This is a genomic window from Crossiella sp. CA198, assembly GCF_052078295.1.
Classification (GTDB): domain Bacteria; phylum Actinomycetota; class Actinomycetes; order Mycobacteriales; family Pseudonocardiaceae; genus Crossiella.
This window is the reverse complement of the sequence record NZ_JBQJIM010000002.1, coordinates 407,700-422,671: the sequence shown is the minus strand read 5'-3', so window position 1 is coordinate 422,671 and position 14,972 is coordinate 407,700. Positions and strand designations below refer to the sequence as shown.

At 71.4% G+C, this 14,972-nt stretch carries 11 protein-coding genes and 1 tRNA gene; 3 read left to right on the top strand and 9 right to left on the bottom strand.

Features of this window, described 5'->3' with window-relative positions:
* Positions 1-18 precede the first annotated feature (18 nt).
* The 6 genes from ACTOWY_RS04540 to ACTOWY_RS04515 all read right to left on the bottom strand — a co-directional run bounded on the left by ACTOWY_RS04540 (position 19) and on the right by ACTOWY_RS04515 (position 7,557).
* Positions 19-3,891: an nSTAND1 domain-containing NTPase gene (locus ACTOWY_RS04540; protein WP_441308319.1), complete on the bottom strand. Its 3,873-nt coding sequence runs from the start codon at positions 3,889-3,891 to the stop codon at positions 19-21.
* A 198-nt stretch (positions 3,892-4,089) separates the two neighbouring features.
* Positions 4,090-5,445 (bottom strand): MFS transporter, encoded by a 1,356-nt coding sequence (locus ACTOWY_RS04535; protein WP_441308318.1) that lies wholly within the window; start codon positions 5,443-5,445, stop codon positions 4,090-4,092.
* On the bottom strand, positions 5,446-5,583 hold the full coding sequence (locus tag ACTOWY_RS04530) for a hypothetical protein (RefSeq protein ID WP_247759138.1): 138 nt from the start codon (positions 5,581-5,583) through the stop codon (positions 5,446-5,448).
* 64 nt (positions 5,584-5,647) lie between these two features.
* Positions 5,648-6,397, bottom strand: coding sequence for an SDR family oxidoreductase (locus ACTOWY_RS04525; protein ID WP_441308317.1), 750 nt, complete (start codon positions 6,395-6,397; stop codon positions 5,648-5,650).
* A gap of 100 nt (positions 6,398-6,497) precedes the next feature.
* Complete coding sequence (locus ACTOWY_RS04520) at positions 6,498-7,262, bottom strand: SDR family oxidoreductase (RefSeq protein ID WP_441308316.1); 765 nt, start codon at positions 7,260-7,262, stop codon at positions 6,498-6,500.
* A gap of 218 nt (positions 7,263-7,480) precedes the next feature.
* Positions 7,481-7,557 (bottom strand) — tRNA-Arg (locus tag ACTOWY_RS04515).
* Positions 7,558-7,710: 153 nt separating this feature from the next.
* On the opposite strand from ACTOWY_RS04515, the gene ACTOWY_RS04510 reads away from it, so the two are divergent.
* Entirely contained in the window at positions 7,711-9,675 is a 1,965-nt protein-coding gene (locus tag ACTOWY_RS04510; protein ID WP_441308396.1) for a cytochrome c oxidase assembly protein, read from the top strand.
* Between the two features lie 19 nt (positions 9,676-9,694).
* On the opposite strand, the gene ACTOWY_RS04505 is transcribed toward ACTOWY_RS04510, so the two are convergent.
* From ACTOWY_RS04505 to ACTOWY_RS04495, 3 genes are read right to left on the bottom strand one after another with little or no spacing between them, the layout of a single operon-like run.
* A complete protein-coding gene (locus ACTOWY_RS04505) occupies positions 9,695-10,519 on the bottom strand; it encodes an ABC transporter permease (protein WP_441308315.1) in 825 nt (274 codons plus the stop codon).
* Between the two features lie 11 nt (positions 10,520-10,530).
* On the bottom strand, positions 10,531-11,475 hold the full coding sequence (locus tag ACTOWY_RS04500) for an ATP-binding cassette domain-containing protein (RefSeq protein ID WP_441308314.1): 945 nt from the start codon (positions 11,473-11,475) through the stop codon (positions 10,531-10,533).
* A 31-nt stretch (positions 11,476-11,506) separates the two neighbouring features.
* A complete protein-coding gene (locus ACTOWY_RS04495) occupies positions 11,507-12,133 on the bottom strand; it encodes a TetR/AcrR family transcriptional regulator (RefSeq protein ID WP_441308313.1) in 627 nt (208 codons plus the stop codon).
* A gap of 207 nt (positions 12,134-12,340) precedes the next feature.
* Here ACTOWY_RS04495 and ACTOWY_RS04490 point away from each other — a divergent pair, with 207 nt between their 5' ends.
* Complete coding sequence (locus ACTOWY_RS04490) at positions 12,341-13,105, top strand: single-stranded DNA-binding protein (RefSeq protein ID WP_441308312.1); 765 nt, start codon at positions 12,341-12,343, stop codon at positions 13,103-13,105.
* 183 nt (positions 13,106-13,288) lie between these two features.
* Complete coding sequence (ettA, locus tag ACTOWY_RS04485; RefSeq protein ID WP_441308311.1) at positions 13,289-14,965, top strand: energy-dependent translational throttle protein EttA; 1,677 nt, start codon at positions 13,289-13,291, stop codon at positions 14,963-14,965.
* Positions 14,966-14,972 lie beyond the last annotated feature (7 nt).

Sequence of the window (14,972 nt, the reverse complement as noted above, 5' to 3'; positions counted from 1 at the left end):
CCCGGGAACTCTAGTCAGCTACCCCGGACACGGCGGCGCGAAATCCAACTGTGGCAAGTGGAGTTTCCACTGGTCCTCGGTGAGCACGCCCTTGGTGCGCGCGCAGATCTGCCGTCGCGCCCCGGCCAGGTCCAGGTCCCACAGCCGCACCGTGTTGTCCGAGCCGGGCGTGACCAGGTAGCCGTGGTGCGGGCTGAACACCGGACTGGTCCAGGTGGCGAAGCTGGAGACCAGTGGCACGCCGATCGGTTCGCCGTCGGGGACGAGCCAGCGGCGCACGGTCTTGTCCGCGCTGCCGCTGGCCAGGGTCTTGCCGTCGGGGCTGAAGGTCACCTGGTTGACGCTCTCGGTGTGCCCGGTCAGCACCTTGCCCGCCACCGGGTGGCGCGGGTCGGTCAGGTCCCACAGCCGGATGGTGTTGTCGCCGCCGCCAGTGGCCAGGGTCTTGCCGTCCGGGCTCAGGTCGGCGGTGCGCACCGCCTCGGTGTGGCCGGTCAGCGGCTGGCCGATCGCGCCCGGCGCGGCCGGGTCGCCGACGTCCCAGAGCCGGATCCGGCGGTCGTCGCTGGCCGAGATCAGCGTCCGGCCGTCCGGAGTGAACCGGAGCGAGGTGATCGAGCCGGTGTGCGCCTCGGTCCGCCCGCCCAGCGGTCGCGGCCGGGCCGGGTCGCTGACGTCGATGAGCTGGATGGTGTTGCCGTCCATGGCGGTGGCCAGCAGCTTGCCGTCCGGGCTGAATCGGATCGGCAGGCTGTACTTCTGCCCGCCGGTGATCGGCTCGCCGAGCGGGGCGGGCCTGGCCGGATCGCTGACGTCCCAGAGCCGGATGGTGCGGTCGGTGGAGGCGGTGGCCAGCACCTTGCCGTCACCGCGGAAGGTCGTCCACCACACCGCGTCGGTGTGCCCGTCCTTGATCACCGACAGCGCGCCGGGCGTGTCCGGGTTGGCCAGGTCCCACAGCCGCACGGTGCGGTCGGTGCCGCTGGTGGCCAGCACCCGGCCGTCCTGGCGGAACTCGGGCGTGCCCAGGCCGAGGGTGTGGCCCATCAGCATGCCGTGCGGCAGCGTCCACAGCCGGGCCGTGCCGTCCTCGCCGCCCACCGCCAGGCTGCGGCCGTCCGGGCTGAACGAGACGGCGTACAGCTCGTTGCTGCGGCCGGAGAGCGCGGGCCGGAACTGGGCGACCGCGTTCGGGTCGCCGATGTCCCACAGTCGCGCGGTGCCGTCCGCGGCGGCCGAGGCGAGCAGGTTCTGGGTGGGGCTGAAGGCCACCGACCACACCTGGGCGGAGTGCCCGAGCAGCGGCGGCCCCGCCGGGACCACCGCGGCCGGGTCGCGCAGGTCCCACAGCCGGACGGTCTTGTCATCACTGCCGGAGGCCAGCAACCTGCTGTCCGGGCTGAAGGCCACCGAGTGCAGTCCGGCCAGGTGACCGGTCAGCGGCGCGCCGAGCGGGGCGACCCGCGCCGGATCATGCAGGCTCCACAGCCGGATGGTGTTGTCGTCGCTGCCGGTGGCCAGCAGTTTCCCGTCCGGGCTGAACGCCAGCGCGCGCACCTGAGCGCGGTGCCCGGCCAGTGGATCGCCAAGGCGGACCGGCTTGGCCGGGTCGCTGACATCCCACAGTCGCGCGGTGCGGTCCTCGTTGGCGGTGGCCAGCAGCTTGCTGTCCGGACTGAAGGCGAGCAGGTAGGCGGTGCCTGCGCCGGTGCCGAGCGCCGGGCCGAACTGCCTGGGCTGGGCTGGGTTGCGCACGTCCCAGAGCCGGATGGTGTTGTCCGCGCCGGTGGTGGCCAGGGTGCGGCCGTCCGGGCTGAACACCGAGGAGCTGAGCCAGTTGCTGTGCCCGGTCAGCGGCTGCCCGAGCTGGCGCGGCCGGGTCGGGTCGCTGACGTCCCAGAGCCGGGCGGTGCGGTCGTAGCCCGCGGTGGCCACGGTGCGGCCGTCCGGGCTGAACGAGGTCAGGTACACCGCGCCGGTGTGCCCGGTCAGGCTGGTGGCCAGGGGGAGTTGCTGGGCGGCCAGCAGCCGGGTGCGGACCTCGGTGTCCTCCGGGCGGAGCGCGTCGGCGACCAGGGTGAGCTGGGCGGACAGTGACGGGTCGGACTCCAGCATCCGGTCGGCCTCGGCCAGCACCTGGCGGAACTGGGCGTCGTCGCGCTGGCTGACCGCGGCCACCGCCGCGATCGAGGCGATCAGCGCGAGCACGCACACCGAGGCCACCGCGGCCCGGCGCAGCCACACCGCGCGCCGCCACTGCCGGGTGGAGGTGGCCAGGAACTGCCGGGCCACCTCGGTCGGCCCGCCCGCCGCCACCGCCTGCCTGCTGGTCTGCAACCGGGCGCCGCGGTAGAGCAGCGAGGGGTCCTGGTCCTGGGCGGCCCAGGTCTTGGCGTCCTCCTCCAGCCGCTGCCGGGTGAGGTGGCCCTCCCGGTCCTGGTCCAGCCAGCCGTGCAGCCGGGGCCAGGCCCGCAGCAGCGCCTCGTGGGTGATCTCCACCGACTCGGCGTCCAGGGTGATCAGCCGCGCGGAGACCAGCGTCTCCAGCGCGGTCTCGGTCGCGGCCCGGTCCTGGGCCTGGTCGAGGATCTCGTCCCGGCTCGCCCGGCGGCGGGTGTCCTCGGTGTCCTCGCCGATCCGCACCAGGCGCAGCAGCAACGGCCGGGCGGCGGCCTGTCCGGCGGCGCCGAGTTCGGCCCAGGCGCGTTCCGCGGTGGCCGCGACCGCGCCCTGGATGCCGCCTGCCGCGCGGTATCCGGCCACGGTGAGCCGTCCGCCCTGGCGGTGCTGCCAGGTGGCCAGCAGGGCGTGTGAGAGCAGCGGCAACGCGCCCGCGTCGTAGCTGTCCTTGTCGCCGCGGGTCCGGTTGCGCCGCTCGCTGACGCCCAGATCGCGCAGCAGCAGTTCGACCAGCCCGGTCTCCAGCTGCAGGCCCACCGCACGGGCAGGCGCGGTGACCGCGGCGCGCAGTTCGGCCACCGTCATCGGGCCCAGCACCAGGTGCCGGTGCTGCAGCGCGGCGACCAGTTCGGGGTGGTCCAGGCAGCGGCCGTAGAAGTCCGCGCGCAGGCCGAGCACGACCAGCGCGGGTCCGGGCGTGCCCGCCAGGTGCAGCAGCCGGATGAAGCAGCGCCGGACCTCGGGGTCCGGGCAGAGGGTGAAGACCTCCTCGAACTGGTCCACGATGATCACCCGGCGAGCCTCGCCGAGGATCGCGTGCACCGCCTCGGCGCTGTCCGCCTCGGCCAGTCCCGGCAGGTGCCGGTCCAGTTCCTTGACCGGGTTGACGCCGGGGGTGATCAGGGTGACCGGCCAGTCCGCGGACTCGGCCTCGGCGGCCAGCGCGGGCACCAGCCCGGCCCGCAGCAGCGAGGACTTGCCCGCCCCGGAGGCTCCGACCAGCATGGCCAGCCCGTCCTCGGCGCGGAGCAGGCCGAGCAGCGCGGCGGTGGCCCGGTCCCGGCCGAAGAAGTGCGGTGAGTCCTCGGGCTGGAAGGCGGCCAGGCCGCGGTAGGGGCAGAGCGCGCTGTCCGGCGGTGGCGGCGGTTCGGCCTCCTCCACCGGGCTGGCCTGCGCGGCCGACCACAGCTTCTGCCAGCCGTCCCGGTCGTAGAGTCCGGGCAGCGCGGGCACCGGCCGCCGGGTGCGGGCCTCGCCGATGAGGACCTCCAGCACCACGGCGAGCCCGGCGAAGCGAGCGGGCACGTTGCGGCCGCGCCGCCAGTCGCTGATCCGCTGGGTGGTCACCTGGACCGGTCTGCCGCGTTCGTCGGCGCGCCGGGCACGCGCCACCGACTCGGCGACCCGTTTCAGCGGTGGGTCACCGGCTTCGGCGTACAGCAGCGCGAATCGTTCGGCGAAGGCCGCGCGGGCCCCGGATACGACCGACAACCGACCTGCTCTCCCCGCTCCCCAGCGTTCCGCCTATCCGGACCGGAAAACCCATCCTATGCCGTTGACCAGCGGCTTAGGTCATCCGGTCCGATCGGGCCCGTGCGGTGCGCAACCAGGGCTTGAAAGGTTGGCCTCGGGCAGGTGTTCGTCGGTTCGGCGGGAAGCGCTGCTGAGAGTTGGTACTGGGGGTACTCCTCAGCGGCGCGTCTCTGCCGGATCCGTCGGGACGCCGCCCTTTTCTGTTTCGCTGTCTTCAGCATCCACGTCATACCCGACTGGCTCCCAGCGCACCAGCAGCAGCGCGAGCAGACCCAGCGCGGGGGCGAGTGCGATCACCCAGAACACCCCGGTGCCCAGACTCGCGCTCAGCACGGGGAACAGGAACAGCGACGCGGTCGAGCCGATCCGCAGCATGCCCTGGTTGAACCCGACGCCCACCCCACGCAGCGAGGTCGGGTAGCTCAGCGTCGCGAAGGTCATGTAGTTCGCGCCCGGCCCCCAGCCCTGGGCGAACAGGAACGCCCCCAGCGCCAGCAGCGCCGCCACGGCCAGCTCCTGCCCGCTCGGCCTGCCGATCAGGGCCAGCGCGACCAGCGCGGCGAACTGCACCGCGAACCCGAGCGCGGTCAGCTTCCAGGCGCCCTGGCTACGCACCCAGCGGATGCCGAGCAGGCCACCGGTGACCGCGAAGCAGACGTTGAGCACCAGCGAGGCGCTGATCGTGGTCAGCGGGCCCTGCGCGAGGAACCCGGCGATGATCACCGGCAGGCCGTAGGCGACCGCGTTGTAACCGAAGGTCTGGGCCAGTGCCACGGCCAGGGACAGCCAGGTGCGGCGGCGGTAGGTCCGGTTGAACAGCCGCCCGAACTCGGCCCGGATCGAGCGCTTCGGGGCCTTGACCACCTCGGCCTCTGGCGCGACCACCGCGTTGACCCCGTAGGACTTGCGCAGGATCGCCGCGGCCCCCGCCAGATCGCCCTGACCGGCGGCCCAGGCGGGGGACTCGTTCATATAGCGGTGCCGGATGAGCAGCACGACCAGCGCGGGCACCGCGCCGAAGCCGACGGTGAACCGCCACAGCACGCCGTGGTGCCCGGCCGGGATCAGGAAGTACAGGCCGAGGATGATCAGGTAGCAGGCGCTGGTGGCCACGAACCAGGCCGCCGACCAGGACGCGGTGCGCGAGCCCTTGCTGCCCTTGCCGCGCAGCCGGGAGAACTCGGCCAGGAAGGCCATCGCCACCGGCAGGTCCATGCCGACCCCGACGCCCATCAGGAACCGGAAGAACACCAGCACCTCGGCATTGGGCGCCAGCGCGCAACCCAGCGCGGCGATGACGAAGAAGAGCATGTCCGCCATGAACACCCGGTACCGGCCGATCTTGTCGACCAGGTAGCCGCCACCGAGCGCGCCGACCACCGCGCCGACCATGATCGAGGCGTTCACGATGCCGGCGCCGACCGGGCTCAGCCCGAACTGGACGGTGATGTCGCGCATGCCGTAGGCCAGCGAGCTGAAGTCTGCCGCAGACCTGCTCGCAGGGTCGAGCATTCAGTGAGCATCGATGAAGATGCCGCCCAGCGCGATGATCACGATCATGGTGGCGTGGCTGCCCCGCGCGGCCCCCGAGTTCACCAGGTCGGTGACATCGCGGGCCGAGCGGATCAGCACGGGTTCTGGCTGGCTCACCCCGGCAGTCTGCGAACCCGCCGAGGCGTGGGCAACTCGTTCCGCCAGGTGGGAACGATTCTGCTCAGATTCCCATGCCGCCGTCGACGTGCAGTTCGGCGCCGGTGATGTAGGCCGCGTCCGGTCCGGCCAGGAACACGATCGCGGCGGCCACCTCGGCGGCCTGGCCGTAGCGGCCGAGTGCGGTCAGCGCGGCCCGCTGCGCCGCGGCCTCGCCCTCGTTCGGGTTCATGTCGGTCTCGATCGGGCCGGGGTGCACCGTGTTGACGGTGATCCCGCGGCTACCGAGGTCCCGCGCCCAGCCCTTGCTGAACGCGGCGATCGCGGCCTTGGTGCCGGAGTACTCGGCCAGCCCGCCACCGGCCTGCCGGGTGGCCAGCACCGAGCCGACGGTGACGATCCGCCCGCCGTCGCCGATCAGCGGCGCGGCCGCGCGCACCCCCGCCGCCACCCCGCCGATGTTGATCGCCAGCTGCCGGTCCAGCGCCGCTTCGTCCCGGGCCGCCGGGTCCAGCGTGTCGGCCGCGATCACCCCGGCGTTGTTGATCAGCACGTCCAGCCGCCCGAAGTGCTCGTGCACGGTCCGCACCAGCTCCTTGACCTGTGCCGAGTCGGCCTGGTCGGCGCGCACCGCGAGCGCCCTGACCCCGGCCTCCTTCAGCTCGGTGACCACGGCCTCGGCCTGCGCCTGCCGCGAGGTGTAGCTGATCGCGACATCCGCGCCCGCCGCACCCAGCGCCCGCGCGGTGGCCGCGCCAATCCCCCTGGAACCCCCGGTGACCAGCGCGACCTTGCCCACGAGTTGCTTGCCCATGACCAGCTCCCTACTTCTGTAATGTCTAGTACAGAAGTAGTCGACGTGTCACCGACCCGTCAAGTTCGATGTGTATCGAACGTTAGGAAAGTGCCGAGGGTCACCCCTCGCGATGCACCTGGAAGCCCGCGAAGCTCTGCGCCACCGGCATCAGCTCGATGGTGTTGACGTTGACGTGCGCGGGCTGCCCGGTCACCCAGTGCACGGTCTCCGCGATGTCCGCCGCGGTCAGCGGCTGCATGCCGTCGTAGACCCCCGCCGCCTTGCCCGAGTCACCCTGGAACCGGACCAGCGAGAACTCGGTGCCGCCGCACATGCCCGGCTCCACGCAGGTCACCCGGACCCCGGTGCCGTGCAGATCGCTGCGCAGGTTGAGGCTGAACTGGTGCACGAAGGCCTTGGTGCCGCCGTAGACGTTGCCGCCGGGGTAGGCGTGGATGCCCGCCACCGACCCGATGTTCACCACATGCCCACGCCGCCGCTCCACCATCCCCGGCAACACCGCCCGGGTGCAGTACATGAGCCCCTTGCAGTTGGTGTCGACCATCTGTTCCCAGTCCGCCAGCGAGGCCCGCTGCGCCGGTTCGAGGCCCAGCGCCAGCCCCGCGTTGTTGACCAGGACGTCGATCGCGGCGAACTCCGCGGGCAGCCCGGCCACCACCTGCTCCACCGCGTGGTTGTCCCGCACATCCAGCGCCACCGGGAACACCAGGTCCCCGAACTCCGCCGCCAGCGCCTCCAGCTTGTCCTTGCGCCGCGCGGTAGCCACCACCCGCGCCCCCTCCCCGGCGAACCGGCGGGCGATGGCCGCCCCGAACCCGGTGGACGCGCCGGTCACGAACACGGTCTTGGGCTGTGTGGTCACGGAAGTACTCACCGTTCTCTCCAGATGGGCCAGGTGACCCGTCCAGGCTATGCGGTGAGCCGCCGGAGACCTGGGGGGTTTCAGGGAGGGAGAAATTCTGGGCGCGAGGCTCGGGGGGTTCGGGGGCGGAGCCCGCCGACCGGGGCCTGGGGGTTGGACCCCCAGACGCAAGGCCGCCGACCCGGTCCGCGCTTTCCGCGGACAGAGGTGTGCTGAGGTGGTGCCCCCAGCAGGACTCGAACCTGCGACCTAGAGATTAGAAGTCTCTCGCTCTATCCAGCTGAGCTATGAGGGCAGTGGCAGCGTGAGCCGCCGGGTCGAAATCGTAGCCGGAACCTGGACCGGGGTCGCGCCCCCTTCCAGGTTCTTCGTTGCCTACGCTCGTCCTGTGGCACCCGAGCGCACCGACGAGGTCGACCCCACCCCCGTTCGACGTCCCACCGGCGGCATGGCGGTGCTGGTGATCGTCGGGATCCTGCTGGCCCTGAGCGTGGCGGTCGCGCTCACCGCGCTATCACCCGGCCGGGTGTACGCCGAGTACGGCCTGCCCGATCCGGGCGATGTGACCCGGTTCGGGCAGTCGCTGGTCCGGGCCATCGCCGAGGTGTGCGCGGCGATCGCGGTCGGCTCGCTGCTGTTCGCGGTCTTCCTCACCCCGGCCCAGCGCACCGGGCTGCTGGCCGCCGACGGGTACGCCGCGGTGCGGGCCGCGGGCTGGGCGGCGCTGGGCTGGTTCCTGGCCGCCTCGGCCATGGTGCCGCTGTTCGTGGCCAACGCGCTGGGCAAGCCGGTCTCGCAGGTGCTCAACCCGACCCAGCTGATCGTCTACATCGACGCGCTGGAGCAGGCCAAGGCCTGGGTGGCCACCGCGTTGCTGGCCGGGTTGCTGGCCATCGCCTGCCGGATCGTGCTGTCCTGGGGCTGGACCTTCGCCGCGTTCGCCTTCTCACTGCTGTGCCTGATGCCGGTGGCGGTCACCGGGCACTCGGCCTCCGGCGGCTCGCACGACGTCGGCACCAACTCGCTGATCTTCCACCTGCTCGCCACCGCGTTCTGGGTCGGCGGCCTCGTCGCCCTGGTCGCGCACGCCTACCGCGGCGGCGGCCACCTCCAGCTCGCCTACCGCCGCTTCTCCAAGCTCGCGCTGATCTGCTGGATCACCCTGGCCGTCTCCGGTGTGATCAACGCGCTGGTCCGGCTCACGCCCGCCGAGGTGTTCAGCACGCCCTACGGCACGCTGGTGCTGGCCAAGATCGGCGCGCTGGGCGTGCTCGGCGTGGTCGGCTATATCCAGCGGCAGCGCGGGGTCCGGGCCCTGGGCGCGGATGAGTCCCGCTCGGTGCTGATGCGCCTTGGCGGCATCGAGATGCTGCTCATGCTGGCCACCATCGGCATCGCGGTCGCCCTGGGCGGCACCCCGCCGCCGGGGGAGATCAGCGCCCAGCCCAGCACCACCGAACTGCTCATCGGCTACAACCTCGACGGCCCGCCGACCTTCCTGGCCCTGCTGCTGGACTGGCGGTTCGACCTGCTCTTCGGCACGCTCTCGATCGCCGCCGCGCTGGTCTACCTGGCCGGGGTGCGCAGGCTGCGCAAGCGCGGGGACGCCTGGCCGGTCGGCCGCACCATCGCCTGGGTGGCGGGCTGCCTGACCATCCTGATCGCCACCAGCTCCGGCATCGGCCGCTACTCGCCCGCGATGTTCAGCGTGCACATGGGCAGCCACATGCTGCTGTCCATGCTCGCCCCGGTGCTGCTGGTGCTCGGCGGCCCGGTCACGCTGGCCCTGCGCGCGCTGCCCACCGCGGGCAAGGACACCCCGACCGGACCGCGGGAGTGGATCCTGGCGCTGGTGCACTCGCCGGTCAGCCGGTTGCTGACGCACCCGCTGGTCGCGCTCGCGCTGTTCGTCGGCTCCTTCTACGGCCTCTACTTCTCCGGCCTGTTCGACGCCGCGCTGCCACTGCACTGGGCGCACCTGGCGATGAACGCGCACTTCCTGCTCGCCGGGTACGTCTTCTACTGGCCGGTCATTGGCATCGACCCGGCGCCGCGCAGGCTGCCGCCGCTGGGCAGGCTCGGCCTGGTGTTCGCCTCGATGCCCTTCCACGCCTTCTTCGGCATCGCGCTGATGAGCGGCTCGACGGTGATCGGCGCGTCCTTCTACAACCAGCTCGCGCTGCCCTGGGTCACCGACCTGCTCTCCGACCAGCGCCTCGGCGGCGGCCTGACCTGGGCCTCCGGTGAGCTGCCGCTGCTGGTGGTGGTGATCGCGCTGCTCGCCCAGTGGGCCAAGGCGGACGCGCGGGACGCCAAACGGGCCGACCGGCACGCCGAGTCCGACGGGGACGCCGACCTGACCGCGTACAACGAGATGCTCAAGCGGATGGCCGGGGGCAAGCGCGACGGCTGACCCCCGGCCACCGGCAGGCTCAGGGGCGGCGGAACCCGCGTTCGGCCAGCACCGCGCCGACCACCGCGATACCCGCGCTGACCACCAGCGCCGAGGTCACGCCGGAGCCGACCGGGTTGTTCAGCGCCAGATCGCGGGCGGCGTTGATGGCGTAGGAGATCGGGTTCACCTGGGCCACCACCTGCAACCAGCCCGGCAGGCTCTGGATCGGCACGAACGCGCTGGAGGCGAACTGCAGCGGGAACAGCGCCATCATGCCCACCATCTGCGCGGTGGTGCTCTCCCGCAGCCAGGCGGCCGCGGCCAGGAACAGCCAGCCCAGGCTCCAGCCGACCGCCAGTGCCAGCAGCAGCGCGCCCATGACGCCCAGCACCCCGCCTGCCGGGGCGAAGCCGAAGAGCAGGGCGGCCGCGACGAGCATGACCACCAGCTCGATCAGCCCGCGGGTCAGATCGGCGACGCTGCGCGCGATCAGCACCGCCACCGGGCTCACCGGCATCGAGCGGAACCTGGCCAGCACACCGTTCTTCATGTCGCTGGTCAGCCCGACCCCGGCCTGCACGCCGACCATGGTCGCGGTGGTGACCATGATCGCGGGCAGCAGGTAGTCGATGTAGGTCACGCCCTGGGGGAACATCGGCCCCTGGGCGATGACCCGGAACACCTGGCTGAACAGCACCAGCATCAGCAGCGGCTGCATCAGGCTGAACACCAGCGTCTTGGGGTCGCGCAGCACCGGGCGCAGCGATCGCCCGGTCAGCACCCAGATCTGGGTCAACAGGCCGCTGCCCTGCCACGGGGTGGACACCCCTGGCAGCTCCGGCCTGGCGATGGTCGCGGTCATCACATGTCCTCTCAGGCCGCGCTCGGGGAGCTGTGGGTCAGGGCCAGGTAGACGTCGTCCAGGGTCGGTTCGGTCAGGGCGAGCCCGGCGGGTTCGATGCCGGCCTCATCCAGCGCGCGCACCACGGTGACCAGCTCCTTGGAGGCCAGCACCGGCACGCTGATCGAGTTGCGCTCCGGGTCGAAGGTGGGCAGCTTGCCGCCGCGGCGGATCGCCTCCACCGCCTGCCACGGGTCGGCGCCCGGTTCCAGCGACACCGCCACGGTGCGCTGTCCGACCTCGGCCTTGAGCTGGGCAGGGGTGCCCTGGGCGACCACCTGGCCCTTGCTCAGCACGGTGATCGAGTCGGCCAGCCGGTCGGCCTCGTCCAGGTACTGGGTGGTCAGCAGGATGGTGGTGCCGTCGGCGACCAGGCTTTCGATCACCTCCCACATGCCGACCCGGCTGGAGGGGTCCAGACCGGTGGTGGGCTCGTCCAGGAACACCATCCGCGGTTGTCCGACCAGGCTCGCGGCCAGGTCCAGCCTGCGTCGCATGCCGCCGGAGTAGGTCTTGACCGCCCGCCCGGCCGCCTCGGCCAGGTCGAAGGTCGCCAGCAGTTCCGCCGCCCGCAGCCGGGCCGCGCGCCGGCCGGCGCCGAGCAGCCTGGCGATGAGCACCAGGTTCTCGGTGCCGGTCAGATCCTCGTCGACCGAGGCGAACTGCCCGGTCAGGCCGATCCGGCGGCGTACCTCGGTGGGCTGGGCGACCACGTCGTAGCCGGCCACGCTGGCCGTGCCGGAGCTGGGCGGGAACATCGTGCTGAGGATGTTCACCAGCGTCGTCTTGCCCGCCCCGTTGTGCCCGAGCAGGCCGAGCACGGTGCCCTGTGGCACCTCGACGCTGACCCGGTCGAGCGCGGTGACCTTGCCGAAGGTCTTGCTGACCTCCGAGGCCCTGATCATCAGTTCGGTCATCGGTGAAGTTCCTCCCCCAAGAGGTGTGTGATCAGTGGGTGAGCGCGCCGTGCAGGAAGAAGCCGACGATGTCGTCGATCTCGGCCCGATCGAGCTGCTGAGGCGTCCGGCCAAGGCCACTGGAGACGACCAGGCCGAACAGGAACCGGACCGCCTGCTCGGTCGGCACCCGCAGCCGGGCGCCGTCCGCGCCGAGCAGCCCGGCCACCGCGGTGAGCACCGGACGCAGGTGCGCCAGGTCCTCGGTCTGCTTGGTCTGCGCGCGGTGTTTGGCCTCGTCGAGCCGGTAACCGGTGGTGGCCAGCGCACTGAGCACCGAGCCCATCCGGAAGAAGTAGGCGTCCATGGTCCCGACGGCCGCGGCGAGCCGGTCGGTCAGCGGCCCCGCCTGCGGGATCGCGGTGAGCTGATCGACCAGCTCGTCCACCCGCAGCGCGGCCTCCACGCAGGCGGTGATCAGCTCGGTCTTGTCCGCGAAGGCCCGGAACACGGTGCCCTCGGCGATGCCTGCCGCCTTGGCGATCTGGCTGGTGGTGACGTTGAGCCCATGCGTGGCCAGCAGCGGCAACGTGCTCCGGATGATCTCCGTCCGCCGCTGCTCCGGACTCATCGCGGGCGCCCGCCGCCGCCGCAGGCCCCCCGTCTCGTCAACCACCATGCCGCCACATTATGAGTGAGTCCTCACTCAGTCAACTCGTTACCACTCCCCACCGACATTCCCCGCCCCACACCACCCCCAAGATCGCCACTGCTCCACAACCCACCACCTGTCCACAGCCCCCACCGCCCCGCCTTTCCCCACCCCCCATCCCCCACAAGACTCGACCCCAACACCCCCCACACCCCCACCCCCAAGGAGCCCCACATGTTCGAGACCCCCATCACCGTCATCGGCCGCATCGCCAGCGAGATCCGCGTCCGGCACACCTCCGCCAACGCCCGCGTGGCCGGCTTCCGCCTGCTCAGCCGCTCCCGCCGCTACGACAAGGAACGCCAGGAGTGGACCAACGGCGATTCGGTGTCGCTGTGGGTGAACTGCTGGGACCACGTGGCCTACGGCGTCACCGCCAGCCTGCGCCGCGGCGACCAGGTCCTGGTGCACGGCTCGATGAGCACCCGGGAGTACGACGCCAGCGACGGCACCCGCCGCACCACCACCGAGGTGCGCGCCGAGGCCATCGGCCCCAACCTCCGCCACTGCACCGCCGACGTGCTCCGCTCACCCCTGTACGAGCAGCCCGGCTACGCGGCCCCCGCCGACTTCACCGCCACCGACTTCGCCCCCGCCGACCTCACTCCCACCGACCTCACTCCCGCAGACCCGGCCGCCGACCCCGCCCCGGCCTACTCCACTCCCGCCCGCTCCACTCCCGCCGACCCCGCGCCCGCCTACTCCACTCCCACCGACTCGCCGACCGCCCCCGCGGTCCTGACCGCCCTGCCCACCCCGCGCCCGGCCCCGGCCCACCCCCAAACCCCCGTCGCCACCCCGGCCCGCGGTCCCAGCGAGGCCGTCCGCAACGCCGCGCTGGCCGGCCGGATCGCTCTCGGCCTCCCGCTGGACGGCCCCCTCGAAGACGTCCTCGCCGAGCTGACCGACCCCGAACGGGAGGCCGTCCCCGCCGCCTGACCAGCCAGGAGCCCGCTGTCCCCGAATTGCGTCATGCGGTCGAAAACACGCGCCAAGCGGTGCCGGGTCCACCGAGAAGACGATCGTGGGCGGAGCCGTTCACCGAGAAGTCCGGACGCTCTCTGAGCGGATCCGCCCGACCGCAGTACGTGGCCCCCTGGGCACCGCTCTACGATCGCGGCCATGGCCGAGTTCATTTACACCATGAGGAAGGTCCGCAAGGCGCACGGGGACAAGGTGATCCTCGATGACGTCTCGACGGCCTTCTATCCGGGCGCGAAGATCGGCGTCGTCGGTCCCAACGGGGCGGGCAAGTCGAGCGTGCTCAAGATCATGGCGGGCCTCGACCAGCCGAACAACGGTGACGCCCAGCTCGCTGAAGGCGCCACGGTCGGGATCCTGCTGCAGGAGCCGCCCCTCAACGAAGAGAAGACCGTCCTCGGCAACGTGGAGGAGGGTGTCGGCGAGATCATGGTGAAGCTGCACCGCTTCAACGCGATCGCCGAGCAGATGGCCACCGACTACTCCGACGAGCTGATGGAGGAGATGGGCAAGCTCCAGGAGGAGCTGGACCACGCCGACGCGTGGGACATCGGCTCCCAGCTGGAGCAGGCGATGGACGCGCTGCGCTGCCCGCCGGGCGACGCGGAGGTCACCCACCTCTCCGGTGGTGAGCGCCGCCGGGTCGCGCTGTGCAAGCTGCTGCTGTCCAAGCCCGATCTGCTGCTGCTCGACGAGCCCACCAACCACCTGGACGCGGAGAGCGTGCTGTGGCTGGAACAGCACCTGGCCAACTACCCAGGCGCCGTCCTGGCGGTCACCCACGATAGGTACTTCCTGGACAACGTGGCCCAGTGGATCATGGAGCTGGACCGCGGCCGCGCCATCGGTTACGAGGGCAACTACTCCTCCTACCTGGAGAAGAAGGCCGAGCGACTGGCCGTCCAGGGCAAGAAGGACGCGAAGCTGCACAAGCGGCTCAAGGATGAGCTGGACTGGGTCCGCTCCAACGCCAAGGCCCGGCAGACCAAGTCCCGGTCCCGACTGAGCCGGTACGAGGAGATGGCCGCCGAGGCGGAGAAGACCAGGAAGCTGGACTTCGAGGAGATCCAGATCCCGCCGGGTCCGCGTCTGGGCAACGTGGTGGTCGAGGTCGAGAGCCTGAAGAAGGGCTTCGATGACCGCGTGCTCATCGACGGGCTGTCCTTCAGCCTGCCGAAGAACGGCATCGTCGGCGTGATCGGCCCGAACGGCGTCGGCAAGACCACGCTGTTCAAGACCATCGTCGGTCTTGAGCAGCCGGACGCGGGCGTGGTCAAGGTCGGCGAGACGGTGAAGCTGTCCTACGTCGACCAGAGCCGAGGGGGCATCGACCCGGACAAGAACGTCTGGGAGGTCGTCTCGGACGGCCTGGACTACATCAAGGTCGGCCACGTCGAGATGCCCTCGCGCGCCTACGTCGGCGCGTTCGGCTTCAAGGGCGCGGATCAGCAGAAGCCGGCAGGCGTGCTTTCCGGTGGTGAGCGCAACCGGCTGAACCTGGCGCTGACGCTCAAGGAGGGCGGCAACCTGATCCTGCTCGACGAGCCCACGAACGACCTGGACGTGGAGACCCTCAGCTCACTGGAGAACGCGCTCGAGCAGTTCCCCGGGTGCGCGGTGGTCATCTCGCACGATCGCTGGTTCCTGGACCGCGTGTGCACCCACATCCTGGCGTGGGAGGGCACCGACAAGGACGAGTCGAAGTGGTTCTGGTTCGAGGGCAACTTCGAGGGCTACGAGAAGAACAAGGTCGAACGGCTCGGCCCGGACGCCGCGCGTCCGCACCGGGTCACACATCGCAAGCTCACACGAGGCTGAACGGGGA